We start from the raw sequence: 15,667 nt of genomic DNA, 5'->3' as shown, positions 1-15,667 counted from the left end.
ACGAAGCCACCAGCTTCGATGCAATTTTGCGCCATCAGGTGCAAAATGCCCGAAAACCGGCTGTTATCAGCCGCTTTCCCCTTCAATCAATGCCGCAGTGCAGCATCCCCGTCCCGCGTCGGCCCGTTGCTCGGCTGCGCGGCGAGGTCATCCTCCTCCGTCCAGGCGATCGCTTCGGGCAGCGACACCAGCGCGCGGGCCAGCACCTCATCGACATGCGACACCGGCACGATCTCCAGCCCGTCGCGGATGTTGGCCGGAATTTCCGCTAGGTCTTTCTCGTTTTCCTGCGGGATCAGCACCGTCTTGATGCCACCGCGGAGCGCCGCCAGCAGCTTCTCCTTCAAGCCACCGATCGGCAGCACCCGGCCACGCAACGTCACCTCGCCGGTCATCGCCACATCCTTGTGGACCGGGATACCGGTCAGGGTGGACACGATGCAGGTGACCATGCCGATGCCCGCCGACGGACCATCTTTGGGCACCGCCCCTTCGGGCAGATGGATATGGATGTCCTTGCGGTTGAACAGGCTGGGCTTGATGCCATAGCCCGGCGATCTCGCGCGGACATAGGAAAACGCCGCCTGGATCGATTCGTTCATGACCTCGCCGAGCTTGCCGGTGGTCTTGATCATGCCCTTGCCCGGCACGGTCACCGCCTCGATCGTCAGCAATTCGCCGCCAACCTCGGTCCAGGCCAGACCGGTCACCGCGCCGATCTGATGCTCATCCTCACCCACGCCATGGCGGAATTTGCGCACCCCGGCATAGTCGGCCAGATTGTCCGGCGTGATGACCACCTTGTCATATTCGCCCTCCAATATCTTGCGCAGCGCCTTGCGCGCCAGCCGGGCGACTTCGCGTTCCAGCGTGCGGACACCGGCTTCCCGCGTGTAGTAACGGATCAGGTCGCGCACCGCGTCCTCCGTCACTTCAAACTCGCCGTCCTTCAATCCGTGCGCATCGATCTGCTTGGCGATCAGATGGCGCTGCGCGATCTCGACCTTCTCATCCTCGGTATAGCCCTCCAGCCGGATGATCTCCATCCGGTCGAGCAAAGCCTGCGGCAAATTCAGCGAGTTGGCGGTCGTCACGAACATGATGTCTGAAAGATCGACGTCGATCTCCAGATAATGGTCCTGGAATTTGTTATTCTGTTCCGGGTCCAGCACCTCCAGCAGCGCCGACGCCGGATCGCCGCGGAAATCCTGGCCCAGCTTGTCGATCTCGTCGAGCAGGAACAGCGGGTTCATCGTCCCCGCCTTTTTCAGGTTGGTCACGATCTTGCCGGGCAGCGACCCGATATAGGTGCGTCTGTGGCCACGAATTTCCGCCTCGTCGCGCACGCCGCCCAGCGACTGGCGCACAAATTCGCGCCCCGTCGCCTTGGCGATCGAACGGCCAAGCGATGTCTTGCCGACGCCCGGAGGACCAACCAGGCACAGGATCGGGCCTTTGAGCTTATTGGTGCGCGCCTGCACCGCAAGATATTCGATGATCCGGTCCTTGACCTTGTCGAGCGCGAAATGATCCTCGTCCAGCACGTCCTGCGCGCGTTTCAGGTCATTCTTGACCTTGCCCTTCTTGCCCCAGGGCAGGCCCAGCAGCACGTCCAGATAATTGCGCACCACTGTCGCTTCAGCCGACATGGGCTGCATACCTTTAAGCTTCTTCAGCTCGGCGGTCGCCTTGGCGCGGGCTTCCTTGGACAGCTTGGTCTTGGCGATCTTCTCGGTCAGTTCGGCAAGTTCGTCGCCTTCCTCACCCTCGCCATTGCCCAGCTCGCGCTGGATCGCCTTCAACTGCTCGTTCAAATAATATTCGCGCTGGGTCTTTTCCATCTGGCGCTTCACGCGGCCACGGATCTTCTTTTCGACCTGGAGCACGCCCAGTTCGCCCTCCATGAAGGCGAATACCATCTCCAGCCGCTTGACCGGATCGGCCTCGACCAGCAGCGACTGCTTGTCGCATACCTTGACGTTGATGTTGGCGGAGATCGCGTCGGCCAGCCGCCCGGCATCCTCAATCTCGCGCAGCTGCACCGGCGTTTCTGCGGGCAGCTTCTTGTTGAGCTTGGCGTAATTTTCAAACTGTTCGGCCACCGACCGCATCAGCGCGGCGGCTTCCGGTCCCTCGGCAACGATATCCTCTACCGTCTCGACGTCCGAAACCAGATAGCCATCCTTGCTGTCCATCGTCTGCAAACGGGCGCGATGCTTGCCCTCCACCAGCACCCGCACGGTGCCGTCGGGCAGCTTGAGCAGCTGCAACACGATGGCGACGACGCCCGTGTCATAGAGCGAGTCGCGACCCGGATCATCCTCCGCCGGGTCGAGCTGCGACACGAGGAAGATTTCCTTGGAACCTTCCATCGCCGCTTCCAGCGCGGCAACGCTCTTGTCACGACCAACGAAGAGCGGGACGATCATCTGCGGAAAGACGACAATGTCACGCAGCGGCAGAAGGGGATATTGCACGGTCATTCACTCTCCGGGGCCAAAAGACGCGGCCCTGTCCTACGGTTCATCGCCTTTATGGGGATGCCCGTCGCACCAATCAATCGTCACTTGTCATAATGCCGCAACGATGAACCGGGGTTTATCGGGTTTTGGCGGGCCAGCAACGGCCCTACACCCATCAGAATGGCAGCTTGAAGCCGGGCGGCAGTTGCAGGCCGGATGTCATCTTGCCCATTTCCGCATTGCTGACCTCATCGGCCTTCTTGCGCGCATCGTTGAAGGCGGCGGTGACCAGATCCTCCAATATCTGTTTTTCAGACGGCGCGAGCAGCGTCTCGTCGATCGATACGCCGATGATCCGCCCCTTGGCCGACGCGCGCACCTTGACCAGTCCGCCGCCTGCCGCGCCTTCGACTTCCAGCTTGTCCAGATTATCCTGCGCGCGTTGCAGTTCCTCCTGCACGCGGGTGGCCATGCCCAATATTTCGTTCAAATCTTTCATGCGTCATGCACTCCATTGTTCCGGCTGGTCGGTTTCGACCAGCGCAGCATCGGGGAAAGCGGCCATCGCCGCCTTGACCACCGGAATTTCCAATATATCGGCGCGGGCTGCCGCCTTGGCCGCTTCCTCGCGCTCCAGCAAGGTCGGCTGCGCCGCCGCGTCGCTGGGCGTCACGCGCCAGCCGCTGCCGGTCATCTCGCGCAACGCCTGGGTCAGGCGCGCGGCAAAGTCGGACGGCAATTGCGGCGTCGCGCGATAGTCGATTTCCGGCGGCGCATAGCGGACCAGCCCGACACAATCATGCAGTTCCTGCGCCAGCTGCCCCTTGCCCTTCTGCCACAGCGCTTCGATCAAGTCCTCGAAGCTCGCAGGCAGCTTCGCCGCCGGGCCAGTCATCGGAGCCGCAGCAACCGCCCCCGATGGCGCAGCGACAACAGGCCCGCCTTCGCGCAGCAGCCGCGCCAGTTCACCCGGATCGGGCATGGTCGCCGCGTGCATCACCCGCAGCAACGCCATTTCGCAGCTTTCGATCGGCAGGATCGCGCCCGCCACCTCGTCATGCCCTTTCAGCAGCAACTGCCACAACCGGTGCAGCGGCGCGAAGCCCAGTTGCGAAGCCCAGTCGGCCAACGCCTCGCGCTCCTCGGCCGACTGGCCGGGGCTGGCAATGTCGCGTCCCGCCTTCACCAGCGTCACTGCATGGACCAGTTCCAGCAGCCCGCGCATCAGCGCCAGCGGCTCGACCCCCAGCGCATATTGATCGCGCACCCCGCCCAGCATTGCGGCGGTATCCCCCTCCAGCAGCAGCCCCAGCAACCGGCGTACCGATCCGCGATCCGACAGGCCCAGCATGTCGCGCACCTGGGTCGCAGTGACCATCGGCTCGCCCTCACCCATTTCCGCATGGGCAATGGCCTGATCCAGAATCGACAGCCCGTCGCGCGCAGACCCTTCTGCCGCCTGCGCGATCAGCGACAGCGCATCCGCATCCGCCGCGACGCCCTCGGCCTCCACGACATGGGCGAAATGCCCCGCCAGCAACTCGGCCGGAATCCGGCGCAAATCGAACCGCTGGCAGCGCGACAGCACCGTCACCGGCACCTTGTTCACCTCGGTCGTGGCGAACAGGAATTTCACATGGGCGGGCGGCTCCTCCAGCGTTTTCAACAGCGCGTTGAACGCATTTTTGGAGAGCATATGGACTTCGTCGATGATGTAGATCTTGTAGCGCGCCGACACAGCGGCATAGCGCACCGCCTCGATAATCTCGCGCACATCATCGACGCCGGTATGGCTGGCGGCGTCCATCTCGACCACGTCGATATGCCGCCCCTCGGCAATCGCGCGGCACGGTTCGCACACCCCGCAAGGGTCGATCGTCGGCCCGCCCTGCCCATCCTCGCCAATGCAGTTCAGCGCCTTGGCGATCAGCCGCGCGGTCGACGTTTTGCCGACCCCGCGCACCCCTGTCATAAGGAAGGCATGGGCCAGCCGCCCCCGCTTGATCGCATTGCCCAGCGTCTGGACCATCGCGTCCTGGCCGATCAGCTCGCGGAAATTGCGCGGCCGATATTTGCGCGCAAGGACGCGATAGGGCTGGGGGGAATCGGACATGGGGATTGTCTAGCCGTTTGGATGGCTATTGTCGAAGCGGGATGATGGGAAGGTGGGAGCCGGAACGACCCGCGGCAAAATCACTGTGGCTGCTTCCGTCAGGACCTGACCAGGTTGGCGACGACCTCGTCCGCCCGACTCCCGGCGCGGCATATGGCGAAGAAGGATGGGGATGGCAAGGGGCCACACACCACATCCGTTCGTCAGTCCAGCCCGCTCTTCTGCGCCTTGGCCAGAAAATCGAGCGCCGCCTGCGCCGCCTGCGCAATCGCCGCTTCCGCAGCCTTGGCGTCCACGGTCGGGCGATCGAGATAGACCGCCAATATATATTCCTCGCCCGACGGTGCTTTCACCAGCGCCACGTCATTATAGGCGGTGCCGCACGTCCCGGTCTTGCTGCCCGACGTCCAGCCGTCGGGCAGGCCCGCCTTGATCCTTTTGTCGCCGGTGCTGCTGGCATTGAGCCAACCGCGCAGCGTATCGGCGCTCTTACCCTGCATGTCGCGAAACAGCAGCCGCCCCATCAGCCCCGCCATCGCGGCTGGCGTCGTCGTATCGCGCGGATCGCCGGGCGCATTTTCATTCAATGCCGGTTCGTTGCGATCCAGCCGGGTGACGCCATCGCCATGCGCGCGCATGAAGGCGGTCAGCCCCTCCGGCCCACCCAGCATCGGCAGCAGCAGGTTCGCTGCGCTATTGTCGCTCACCTCGACCGCCGCCTGCGCCAGTTCGGCCATGCTCATCCGGCCGCGCTTCTTATTCTTCTTCACCACCGGCGCGTAATCTAGGATGTCGTCCTTGCCGAAGGGGATTTCTCCCTCCATCCCGAACTTGCCACCCTCCGCGCCGATCAGCACGGCAGCAGCCAGCGGCGCCTTGAAGGTCGAACAGAGCGCAAACCGCTCGTCGCGGTTGAACCCCAGGATCAGCGCGCCCTTGCTGTCCACCAGCGCGATGCCCAGCCGCCCGCCGGTTTCCTCCTCGATCGTCTTGGGATTGCGCACCGACGCCAGCGCCGATTGCGGCACCAGATAGCGCGGTGGCGGCGGCATCAGAGAATCGAGCCGCCCGGTCGGCACTGGCTCCGGCACCTTCTTCTTTGGCGCGGCCAGCGTCGGCACAGTGAGAGACATTATAGCAGCCAGCGCAGCCAAACGAACGGCTCGGCGCACGATCATGCTCACATGCCCTGCATATTATAGGCTTCGGACGGAATACGGACGGTCAGGCTCTCCAGCCCTTCGGCCAGCACGATCTGGCAGGACAGGCGGCTGGTGCGCGTGGCAGCGGCTGCCAGGTCCAGCATATCCTCCTCATCCTCGCTCGCCCGGCGCAGACGCGGAAAGTCCGCCGCATCGACGATGACATGGCAGGTGGAACAGGCCATCTGACCTTCGCATGTTCCTTCCAACGGCTGGCCCGCCGCCTGCGCCACATCCAGCAGGACCGATCCCGCCGGCGCGTCGACTTCCTGCCGTCGCTCGCCATCGGCGCTGATGAAAATGATCCTGGTCATTGACGCGACGCTCCCTGTCACGGCGCCCTTTGCTCGGCTGCCGCCCTGTTCAATGCCTCCGCAGCGCTCTCCAGTTCGGTCGCTGTCGTGTAGCGGCCAAAGCCGATCCGCACCGATCCACGCGCCTGTGCGTCTGTCAGGCCCAGTGCGCGCAGCACATGGCTAGGCCGCCCGGACCCGCTTGCGCAAGCGCTTCCCAACGAAAAAGCAATATTGCGGCAATATGACAACAGCCGCGCCCCGTCGATCCCGTCCCGGCGCAGGTTCAGATTGCCTGGATAGCGCGCCTCCACACTGCCATTGATCGTCCAGTCGGCAAACAGGCGACGCGCCATCCCAGCCAACATCGCCACATGCGCGCGATCAGCCTCAGCCCGCTCCCGCATCAACCGCGCCGCCACGCCAAACCCCGCACACAGAGCGGGCGACAGCGTGCCCGATCGCAAGCCGCCCTCCTGCCCCCCGCCATGGATCAGCGGCGCAGGCGTCACCCCGTCGCGCAGCCACAATGCGCCGACACCCTTGGGACCGTGAATCTTGTGCGCGCTGATCGCCACCATGTCGCAATTGTCCGGGATCGGCACCCGGCCATAGCCCTGCACCGCGTCGCACAGGAACAGGGCACCCGCCCCCTGCGCCAGATCGGCCAGTGCGGCGACCGGCTGGATCACGCCAATCTCGTTATTGACCAGCATCGCCACCACCAAAGCGACACCCGGACGGATCGCCTGCGCAGCGGCATCCATGTCGACGATACCGTCCTTCTTGACCGGCAACACCGTGACCGTCCGCCCCGCCCTGCGTAACGCTTCGACCGTATCCAGCACCGCGGCATGTTCCGTCGCGATCGTCACGATGTCCCCCGACGGCGCACCCTGTATCGCGATATTCAGCGCCTCGGTCGCCCCGGACGTAAAGAGCAAACGCCCACCAACCGGCAACAACCGACCAATCTCCTCCCGCGCCACCTCCACCTGTGCAGCGGCAGCCCGGCCAGGCCGATGCGCGCTGTGCGGATTGGCAAACTGGTCGCGCAACAACGGCACCATCGCGTCAAAGGCTTCCGGGGCCAGCGGCGTGGTCGCCTGATAATCCAGATAGATCATCGCCGCACCCGCGCGGCCATGGCGACCCACTGCCCCAGGAACCGCTCGATATCCGCCTCGTTCGTCTGCGGCCCGAAACTCACCCGCACCACCTCGCTCGCCGCCGCCTCGTCCCAGCCCATCGCGTGCAGCACATGGCTGGTCTTGAGCGATCCCGACGAGCAGGCACTGCCCGCCGACACCGAAATCCCCGCCAGATCAAACTGGATCAGCTGCGCCCGCGCCGACAGGCCCGGCATCCGGTAGCTGGCAATGGCCGGAATCCGCGCCGCATCGCGCGCAACCACCTGCCCCCCCGCTGCCTCGACACCCGCATCCACCCGCGCCCGCAGCCGCGCCGCATCGGGCAACCAATCCGTACGCGCCTCCAGCGCCGCTGCCATCGCCAATATGGCCGGCAAATTCTCTGTCCCCGCGCGATAGCCCTGCTCCTGCCCGCCCCCGGCGTGGAGCAACCCCAGATCACGCACCAGCAGCGCGCCAATACCCGGCGGCCCGCCAAATTTATGCGCACTGATCGCGATCATGTCCGCGTCGGGTAGCGGCAGCTTGCCCGCACTCTGGGCGCAGTCAGCAAACAACAAAGCCCCGCCCCGCTCCAGCCCATCGAGCGGCTGGATCACCCCCGTTTCATTATTGACGTGCTGTACGGCAAACATAACTCCGTCATCCCCGCGAAGGCGGGGATCCATCTCCGGTGTTACGGCTGGCGACAAGGTGGGAGATGGATTCCCGCCTTCGCGGGAATGACGAAGCATAAAAACGCATCCATCCCCATCCACAGCCAGCCGCTCCGCGCCCTCCGTCACCCGCAACACCGAATCATGCTCGACCGGCGACGTCACCACCCGCGCCGCCTTTGCCCGCGTCAGCCCAATCGCAATCGCCTCGCTCGCCCCGGACGTAAAGACCACATGCCCCCGCCACCCCAACGCCTCGGCGATCCGCGCCCGCGCCCGCTCCAGCGTCGCGCGCGCGGCGCGCCCGTCGGCATGAGGGCTGGACGGGTTGGCCCAGCACTCCAGCGCATCGACCATTGCCGCCTTGGCGGCGGGCAGCATCAGCGTGGTCGCGGCATGGTCTAGATAGAGGCGGTCGGCAGCCACGATGCGATGCTACTCATTGATTGCGGAAATGGCGGCGGCTTCTATATAGGCGGTCTGCCGCGCAGCGCCAGCTTCTGGCGCGGCGCGCGTCCTTTTGCCACCGCCCGCCGACCTGACATAGGTGTTCGGTGGCCATAACGATAACAGGTGCCATGCCCGACGTAATCTTTACCGGACCCGAAGGTCGCCTCGAAGGCCGCTTCAGCCCCCCGCCCCGCCCGCGTGCGCCGGTCGCCATGATCCTGCACCCGCACCCTCAGGGCGGCGGCACGATGAATGACCGCATCACCCAAGCGCTCTACAAGACCTTCGTGAAGCGCGGCTTTGCCGTGCTGCGCTTCAACTTCCGCGGCGTGGGCCGCAGCCAGGGCACGTTCGACAATGGCATCGGTGAACTGTCCGACGCCGCCGCCGCACTCGACTGGGTCCAGAGCTTCCATCCCGAAGCGCAGACCACTTGGATCGCGGGCTTCTCCTTTGGCGCATGGATCGGGATGCAGTTGCTGATGCGACGCCCGGAAATCCGCGGCTTCATCTCGGTCGCACCGCCCGCCAACATGTACGACTTCTCCTTCCTCGCCCCCTGCCCTTCATCGGGCATCATCGTGCAGGGCACCTCGGACGAAGTCGTAACCGCCAGCGCCGTGCAGAAACTTGTCGACAAGCTGCGCACGCAAAAGGGCATCACCATCCACCACGACGAAATCCGTGGTGCCAACCATTTCTTCGAACATGAACTCGACCAGCTGATGAAGTCGGTCGACAATTATCTCGACATGCGCCTGTCCCCGGACTCGCCGATCCGCTGAGGATAGTGGGAGGCAAGGGGCATCCACTCCCTATGCCCGTTCGCCCTGAGCGAAGTCGAAGGGCTTGGCTGAGCGCAGTCGAAGCCACTTCGCTTCGCTCAGTGCAGGGCTTCGACTTCGCTCAGCCCGAACGGTGTTAAAACAGGCCGTTTGCCCCTTGGTCGGCCTTGCCCTTGCGGCTCAGCGCTGCTCCAGCCCCGGCAGATCCGGCCCCGGAATCGCGGTGATCGCCACATTACCGAACATCACCAGCCCCGCGATAATCATCAGCGCGCCCCGCTTGCGATCCCGCAATTTGAGCATCACATATAGCCCGCCGCCGGTCAGCAGCAGCCCGGCGAGCATCAAGATAGATAAAATCGTGCCTGTCATGCCCCTTCCCATAAGGGCGGCGGTCCAAGGTGGCAATTGCCGCCCTCACCCCCTATGAGGCGCGGGAACGAATCACCCCCGTGGTGAAGGGACGCATTCCATATGAAAATCGCCATTGCATCCGACCATGCCGCTATCGATCTGAAGGCGGAACTCGCCCAGTGGCTGCGCGACGAAGGGCATGAGGTCGCCGACCTTGGTCCGGCCACGGCCGACCGGGTGGATTATCCCGATTATGGTTACAAGCTGGCGACAGCCGTAGCGTCCGGCGACGCCGAACGCGGCATCGCGCTGTGCGGATCAGGCATCGGCATTTCCATCGCGGTCAATCGCAACCCGGCCTGCCGCTGCGCGCTGGTCGGCGAACCGCTGTCTGCCGCGCTGAGCCGCGAACATAATGACGCCAATGTCCTCGCCATGGGTGCGCGCCTCACCGGCGTGGACATGGCCAAGGCCTGCGTCACCGCTTTTCTCACCACGGAATTTGGCGGAGGCCGTCATAGCGGCCGCGTCGAAAAACTCTCCCATCCCGCGCTCTGAAAGGAATCCAGATGAGCATCGACACCCTCGCCCCCGCCATCCGTCAGGACGGCTTTTTCAGCGAAAGCCTCGCCAGCGCGGACCCGGAAATCTTCGGCGCGATTGGTAACGAGCTGAAGCGCCAGCAGGACAAGATCGAACTGATCGCGTCCGAAAATATCGTTTCGAAAGCGGTGCTGGAAGCAGCCGGCTCCATCTTCACCAACAAATATGCCGAAGGCTATCCGGGCAAGCGTTACTATGGCGGCTGCGAATATGCCGACGTCGTCGAAACGCTGGCGATCGAGCGCGCCAAGCAATTGTTCGGCGCGAACTTCGCCAACGTCCAGCCCAACAGCGGCAGCCAGATGAACCAGGCCGTATTCCTGGCGCTGCTCCAGCCGGGTGATACCTTCATGGGCCTCGACCTGTCGTCGGGTGGCCACCTGACCCACGGTTCGCCGGTCAATATGAGCGGCAAATGGTTCAACCCCGTCCCCTACGGCGTGCGTGCCGACGATCATCTGATCGACATGGACGAAGTCGCCCGCATCGCCCGCGAGTGCAAGCCAAAGCTGATCATCTGCGGCGGCACCGCCTATTCGCGCGTCTGGGACTTCCCGCGCTTCCGCGAGATTGCCGACGAAGTCGGCGCCTATCTGCTCGCCGACATGTCGCACTTCTCCGGCCTGGTCGCGGGCGGCGCGCATCCCTCGCCCGTCCCCTACGCCCATGTCACCACCACCACGACCCACAAGTCGCTGCGTGGCCCGCGGTCGGGCATTGTCCTCTGCAACGACGAAGCGATCGCCAAGAAGATCAACAGCGCCATCTTCCCCGGTATGCAGGGCGGCCCGCTGATGCACATCATCGCTGCCAAGGCCGTGGCCTTCAAGGAAGCGCTCAGCCCTGAGTTCAAGGCTTACGCTCACCAGATCGTCGCCAATGCCAAGACGCTGGCCGCAACGCTGGCGGACGCTGGCCTGTCGATCGTGTCGGGCGGCACCGACAATCACTTGATGCTGGTCGATCTGCGCGCGAAGAACACCACCGGCAAGGCGGCGGAAAAGGCGCTCGATCGCGCCTTCATCACCTGCAACAAGAATAATGTGCCCTTCGACACCGCCAGCCCGTTCGTGACGTCGGGCGTACGCCTCGGCACCCCCGCCGGCACCACGCGCGGCTTTGGCGAAGCGGAGTTCCGGGAGATCGGCCAGCTGATCGCGCAGGTCGTCGAAGGCCTCAAGCGCAACGGCGACGAAGGCGACGGCCAGGTCGAAGCCCATGTGCGCGAAAAGGTGCTGGCCCTGACAAGCCGCTTCCCGATTTACTGAGCAACATGACGCCCCTCTCCTTCAGGGGAGTGGTTGGGGTGGGGCCTTGTCCGGCTTAGGCAGCGTTAGGACAGGCCCACCGCCTAGCCCCCTGCCGCAAGCGAGAGGGGGGAACTTGTGGGAGAATGTGAATGCGCTGCCCCTTCTGCGCCCATGAGGACAGCCAGGTGAAGGACAGTCGGCCCACGGAAGATGGCAACGCCATCCGCCGCCGCCGCCAGTGCGAAGCCTGCGCCGCGCGCTTCACCACCTTTGAGCGTATCCAGCTGCGCGACATCTGGGTGGTCAAGAGCGAGGGCCGCAAGGAAGCGTTCGAGCGCGACAAGCTCGCCCGCTCGATCGGCATCGCCTGCCGCAAACGCCCGATCGACCCCAGCCGCATCGAAAAACTCATCTCCGGCATCCAGCGCCAGCTCGAAACCAGCGGCGACAGCGAAGTCCCCGCCCGCGCGATCGGCGAACTGGTGATGGAAGGCCTCAAACGCCTGGACAGCGTCGCCTATATCCGCTTCGCCAGCGTCTATAAGGACTTCAGCGACGCCAAGGATTTCGAGGAATTTGCCAGTACGGTGAAGGAAGTGGGCGGGTGATGGGCTTCCCAGCTCCATTTGCCAGGCCCGCACCCTCCCCCCGTTCGGTTCGAGCTTGTCGAGAACAGCGCGCGACATGAGTTTCTGGATATATATCCTCCGCTGCGCCGACGGGACTTATTATACCGGTCATACCGACGATCTGGAACGACGTATCGGCCAACATCAGTCGGGCGACATTCCCGGATACACGCATGATCGACGCCCGGTCGAACTGGTATTTAGCGAAACCTTCACGGACCGGATCGACGCCCTGGAGCGCGAACGCCAGGTCAAGGACTGGTCGCGCAAGAAGAAGGAAGCTCTGATAAGGGGCGATTGGGCAGCGGTATCGGAGGCAGCCCGTTCTCGACCACGGGTCTCGACTACGCCCGACCCTGGCTCGAACCGAACGGGTTTGGATGGCCACCCTAGAACGAACGGTGATATGAACGAAGCCCCCACCCCTCCCCCCGTCATCGTCCTAGTCCGCCCCCAGCTTGGCGAAAATATCGGCAAGGCCGCCCGCGCCATGCTCAATTTCGGCCTCACCGAAATGCGGCTGGTCTCGCCCCGCGACGGTTGGCCCAACCCGGACGCCGGCCCATCGGCCGCGGGCGCGGATTTCATCCTCGATCAGGCGCAGGTGTTTGAAACGCTCGCCGAAGCCGTCTCCGACTGCGCCCATGTCTATGCCACCACCGTGCGCAAGCGCGGCGTCACCAAGCCGGTCGTGACGCCAGAGGAAGCCGCCCGCGAAATCCACGCCGCACAGGGCCGCTGCGCCTATATTTTCGGGCCGGAACGCTCAGGGCTAGAGACAGAGGATGTCGCACTAGCCCGCAAGATTCTCACGGTCCCGATCAACCCGGAATTCGGGTCGCTAAACCTCGCGCAAGCGGTCATCCTGTGCGCCTATGAATGGTCCAAACAGGCTGACCTGAAACAACCCACCATCACCGACCTTGGCGAACCCGCGCCGCAGGTGGAGCTGGAGGGGATGATCGAGCAGCTCAACACATTGCTGGAAAAGGTCGGCTATTTCTTCCCGCCCGACCGCGCCAACGCGACCCGGCTGACGCTGCGCAACCTGCTGACCAAGCCGGGCTGGAACCATCTGGAGGTGCGCACGCTCCGCGGCGTCCTCTCCCACCTCAACCGCCCGCGCGAACGCTAACCCATCCCCGTTCGGTTCGAGCCTGTCGAGAACTCAGCGCATCATTCTCGACTTCGCTCGAAACGAACGCAGGCAAATTAACCCCGCGTCCGGTCAAACTCCGCCATCTCATAGGCAATCGACGCTTCGACCAGTTGCTCCCACAACTCGCCCACAATCTCCACCGGCGCGCCGACCCGCGCCGCCTCCGCGCAGGCCTGGTCGATCACCTGACGCTTGCGCGCCTCGTCCCGCACAGCGCCGCGATCAGGCTTGATCCGGGCGGCGGCACGCATATGGGCAAATCGCGCGGCCAACAGCGCGACCAGTTCGCGGTCGATCGCATCGACACCTGCCCGCACCTCGACCATGCTGCTATAATCATCAGGGTTCATGCCCCGCCAATTAGGCGTCGCCCAGGCCCCTGTCGAGGGTTGACATGCAGCCCCCTTGTGGCCATAGGCGCGCCTTCGCAATTGGTCCCGCATCCCGGTGAAGCGGTGGCCCTGCCCCTGAGCGCGCAAACGCAAAACGGACGTAGGCGATACCGGGAATGATGCTCATCCTTTCAGGGCGGGCTTAGTCGTTAGCTATTGTAAGGAAATACCATGACGAAGCGCACCAGCGCCAAGTATAAACTCGACCGTCGCATGGGCGAGAATATCTGGGGCCGTCCCAAGTCGCCTGTGAACAAGCGCGAATATGGCCCCGGTCAGCACGGCCAGCGCCGCAAGGGCAAGGTGTCCGATTACGGCATCCAGCTGCGCGCCAAGCAGAAGCTGAAGGGCTATTACGGCGACATCACCGAAAAGCAGTTCAAGAAGAACTATTTTGAGGCGAGCCGCATGAAGGGCGACACCGGCCAGAACCTCATTGGCCTGCTGGAGCGCCGCCTGGACGCCGTCGTCTATCGCGCCAAGTTCGCGCCGACCATCTTCTCGTCGCGTCAGATCGTTTCGCACGGCCACATCTATGTGAACGGCGTGAAGTGCAACATCGCCTCGCGTCTGGTGAAGCCGGGCGACGAAATCACCTTGGGCAAGAAGGCGCAGGAAATGGCGCTGGTGATGGAAGCACAGGCTCTGGCCGAACGCGACATCCCCGACTATGTCTCGCCCGATGGCGCCGCCAAGGTCACCTATGTCCGCGTCCCCACGCTGGACGAAGTGCCTTATCCGGTGAAGATGGAACCCAATCTGGTCGTCGAATTCTATTCGCGCTGATCGGCTTCTACCCAAGCGTTACAAAAAGGGCGGCCCCGCAAGGAGCCGCCCTTTTTCATGCAGAAGGCGCCACGACAAAACATGACCGACACCCAAAGCGCATCGCCGATCGGACGAACGCAAAGGCGACTGCTGCGGCGGATCTATAATGGTCGCACCGTGCCGATCATCGCCGATGGCAAGGCCTTCCTGACCTACAAGGACGCCGTCAGATATCTTGAGGCGCTGGACGCCGATACGCGCGAAGCCGTGTATGAGGAAATGAAGGCGTCAGCGAAAAATGGCAAAGGCGGGACACCACTGTCCTGACGTCCGGGCTTGCACGCGCCCGCCACCTCGTTAAGCGCAGCCCTATGGCGAAAACAGCCCTTCACCTCTACGCGCTGGCCCTGGGATCGAACCGCGCCCTGTCCGCCCGCCTGACGCCCCGGCAGTTGTTGGCCGAAGCCGCCACGCGAATCGCGCAGCACGCCCGGATCGTGGCAACGTCGCCTACCATCGAAACCCCGCCCATCGGCCCGTCCCGCCGCCGCTACGCCAATGCCGCGCTGCTGGTCCAAAGCCCGCTCGAACCACCCGCCATGCTGGCCTGGCTCCAGTCGATCGAACTGGCGCTCGGTCGCCGCCGCTATCGCCGCTGGGGCGCGCGCAGCGTCGATATCGACATTATCCTCTGGTCCGGCGGCGTCTGGAACAGCCCGATGCTCACCATCCCCCATCCCGCCTTTGCCGCGCGCGATTTCGTCCTGACCCCGTTGCGCGCCATCGCGCCCGCCTGGCGCGATCCCCGATCCGGCCTCACGATCCGCCACCTCGACGCCCGCCTGCAAAAAGCCCGACAAACCATGCCACAAGAGGTTGACCATCCCCGCCGCCCCCTTTAGGGCGAGCGCACCTCAGCAATCGGGGGTCCATAGCTCAGTCGGTAGAGCAACTGACTTTTAATCAGTAGGTCGCTGGTTCGAACCCAGCTGGACTCACCATTTTTATACAATTTTATCAGGCACTTATCATGGAGCCTCTTCCATGAATTGCCCGAAAACGGGAGCTACTGACAATCGATCAGTAGGTCACGGCCTGCAATACTGCCGGAATCCATACAACTGTGAAGCGATTAGATAATGGGTCAGAAGAGCGCCTGACTCTCGGCTAAAAGCATCGCATATGTCAGTTCCAGCCAAATAGCCAATCTCGCCTTGACGATAAGATCATTACGCTGTCCAATGAAATGGATGGCGTAGACTTCGACGTAGCGATTAGCAGTCAAGCCCAAGTTGAACAGTGCCAGCGGAACACGCAGAGAACGTGAGCTGGTAAGTATCTGATATCGCTGGGCGTGGATTTGGTGGCAAAACCGGGTGTGCTAACAACATTTTGCCTGT

General features: G+C 63.6%; 17 protein-coding genes, 1 tRNA gene and 1 other RNA gene. 9 read left to right on the top strand and 10 right to left on the bottom strand.

Features of this window, described 5'->3' with window-relative positions; all coding sequences use genetic code 11:
- Nucleotides 1-86 precede the first annotated feature (86 nt).
- From lon to Q0D44_RS10240, 8 genes are all read right to left on the bottom strand, one after another.
- Complete coding sequence (lon, locus tag Q0D44_RS10275; RefSeq protein WP_294136271.1) at nt 87-2,483, bottom strand: endopeptidase La; 2,397 nt, start codon at nt 2,481-2,483, stop codon at nt 87-89.
- A gap of 154 nt (nt 2,484-2,637) precedes the next feature.
- The gene (locus Q0D44_RS10270; protein ID WP_119744209.1) at nt 2,638-2,961 is read right to left on the bottom strand and encodes a YbaB/EbfC family nucleoid-associated protein; all 324 of its coding nucleotides are present in this window, start codon (nt 2,959-2,961) and stop codon (nt 2,638-2,640) included.
- A 3-nt stretch (nt 2,962-2,964) separates the two neighbouring features.
- Nucleotides 2,965-4,575 carry a DNA polymerase III subunit gamma/tau gene (locus tag Q0D44_RS10265; protein ID WP_294136269.1) on the bottom strand — a complete coding sequence of 537 codons (1,611 nt, stop codon included), beginning with the start codon at nt 4,573-4,575 and terminating at the stop codon, nt 2,965-2,967.
- Between the two features lie 48 nt (nt 4,576-4,623).
- Nucleotides 4,624-4,721: signal recognition particle sRNA small type (ffs, locus tag Q0D44_RS10260), an RNA gene on the bottom strand.
- 57 nt (nt 4,722-4,778) lie between these two features.
- A complete protein-coding gene (gene blaSGM, locus Q0D44_RS10255; protein ID WP_294136267.1) occupies nt 4,779-5,753 on the bottom strand; it encodes an SGM family class A beta-lactamase in 975 nt (324 codons plus the stop codon).
- 2 nt (nt 5,754-5,755) lie between these two features.
- The gene (locus Q0D44_RS10250) at nt 5,756-6,091 is read right to left on the bottom strand and encodes a 2Fe-2S iron-sulfur cluster-binding protein (protein ID WP_217672132.1); all 336 of its coding nucleotides are present in this window, start codon (nt 6,089-6,091) and stop codon (nt 5,756-5,758) included.
- 17 nt (nt 6,092-6,108) lie between these two features.
- On the bottom strand, nt 6,109-7,197 hold the full coding sequence (locus Q0D44_RS10245; RefSeq protein ID WP_294136263.1) for a cysteine desulfurase family protein: 1,089 nt from the start codon (nt 7,195-7,197) through the stop codon (nt 6,109-6,111).
- Nucleotides 7,194-8,303, bottom strand: coding sequence for an aminotransferase class V-fold PLP-dependent enzyme (locus Q0D44_RS10240; protein WP_294136261.1), 1,110 nt, complete (start codon nt 8,301-8,303; stop codon nt 7,194-7,196). The genes Q0D44_RS10245 and Q0D44_RS10240 overlap by 4 nt, the downstream gene beginning before the upstream one ends.
- Nucleotides 8,304-8,455: 152 nt before the next feature.
- On the opposite strand from Q0D44_RS10240, the gene Q0D44_RS10235 reads away from it, so the two are divergent.
- Complete coding sequence (locus Q0D44_RS10235) at nt 8,456-9,112, top strand: alpha/beta hydrolase (protein WP_017184627.1); 657 nt, start codon at nt 8,456-8,458, stop codon at nt 9,110-9,112.
- A 180-nt stretch (nt 9,113-9,292) separates the two neighbouring features.
- Here Q0D44_RS10235 and Q0D44_RS10230 read toward each other — a convergent pair whose 3' ends face one another.
- On the bottom strand, nt 9,293-9,484 hold the full coding sequence (locus Q0D44_RS10230; RefSeq protein ID WP_294136239.1) for a hypothetical protein: 192 nt from the start codon (nt 9,482-9,484) through the stop codon (nt 9,293-9,295).
- A 102-nt stretch (nt 9,485-9,586) separates the two neighbouring features.
- Here Q0D44_RS10230 and rpiB point away from each other — a divergent pair, with 102 nt between their 5' ends.
- From rpiB to Q0D44_RS10210, 4 genes are all read left to right on the top strand, one after another.
- The gene (rpiB, locus tag Q0D44_RS10225; RefSeq protein WP_294136236.1) at nt 9,587-10,024 is read left to right on the top strand and encodes a ribose 5-phosphate isomerase B; all 438 of its coding nucleotides are present in this window, start codon (nt 9,587-9,589) and stop codon (nt 10,022-10,024) included.
- Between the two features lie 11 nt (nt 10,025-10,035).
- Nucleotides 10,036-11,337: a serine hydroxymethyltransferase gene (glyA, locus tag Q0D44_RS10220; protein ID WP_217672127.1), complete on the top strand. Its 1,302-nt coding sequence runs from the start codon at nt 10,036-10,038 to the stop codon at nt 11,335-11,337.
- A gap of 131 nt (nt 11,338-11,468) precedes the next feature.
- A complete protein-coding gene (gene nrdR / locus Q0D44_RS10215) occupies nt 11,469-11,927 on the top strand; it encodes a transcriptional regulator NrdR (RefSeq protein WP_294136230.1) in 459 nt (152 codons plus the stop codon).
- A gap of 76 nt (nt 11,928-12,003) precedes the next feature.
- Nucleotides 12,004-13,083, top strand: coding sequence for a TrmJ/YjtD family RNA methyltransferase (locus Q0D44_RS10210; protein ID WP_294136228.1), 1,080 nt, complete (start codon nt 12,004-12,006; stop codon nt 13,081-13,083).
- Between the two features lie 77 nt (nt 13,084-13,160).
- Here Q0D44_RS10210 and Q0D44_RS10205 read toward each other — a convergent pair whose 3' ends face one another.
- On the bottom strand, nt 13,161-13,457 hold the full coding sequence (locus Q0D44_RS10205; RefSeq protein ID WP_294136225.1) for a chorismate mutase: 297 nt from the start codon (nt 13,455-13,457) through the stop codon (nt 13,161-13,163).
- Between the two features lie 213 nt (nt 13,458-13,670).
- Here Q0D44_RS10205 and rpsD point away from each other — a divergent pair, with 213 nt between their 5' ends.
- The 4 genes from rpsD (at nt 13,671) to Q0D44_RS10185 (ending at nt 15,268) form a co-directional block, all read left to right on the top strand.
- Entirely contained in the window at nt 13,671-14,285 is a 615-nt protein-coding gene (rpsD, locus tag Q0D44_RS10200) for a 30S ribosomal protein S4 (protein WP_006964269.1), read from the top strand.
- Nucleotides 14,286-14,366: 81 nt separating this feature from the next.
- Nucleotides 14,367-14,594 carry a hypothetical protein gene (locus Q0D44_RS10195; RefSeq protein ID WP_294136219.1) on the top strand — a complete coding sequence of 76 codons (228 nt, stop codon included), beginning with the start codon at nt 14,367-14,369 and terminating at the stop codon, nt 14,592-14,594.
- A gap of 44 nt (nt 14,595-14,638) precedes the next feature.
- A complete protein-coding gene (gene folK / locus Q0D44_RS10190) occupies nt 14,639-15,169 on the top strand; it encodes a 2-amino-4-hydroxy-6-hydroxymethyldihydropteridine diphosphokinase (RefSeq protein WP_294136216.1) in 531 nt (176 codons plus the stop codon).
- 23 nt (nt 15,170-15,192) lie between these two features.
- Nucleotides 15,193-15,268, top strand: a tRNA-Lys gene (locus Q0D44_RS10185).
- Nucleotides 15,269-15,667: the final 399 nt, after the last annotated feature.

It is taken from the genome of Sphingobium sp., assembly GCA_023266575.1.
Classification (GTDB): domain Bacteria; phylum Pseudomonadota; class Alphaproteobacteria; order Sphingomonadales; family Sphingomonadaceae; genus Sphingobium.
The sequence above is the reverse complement of the archived record's forward strand: the minus strand, read 5'-3'. Positions and strand labels throughout refer to the sequence as shown.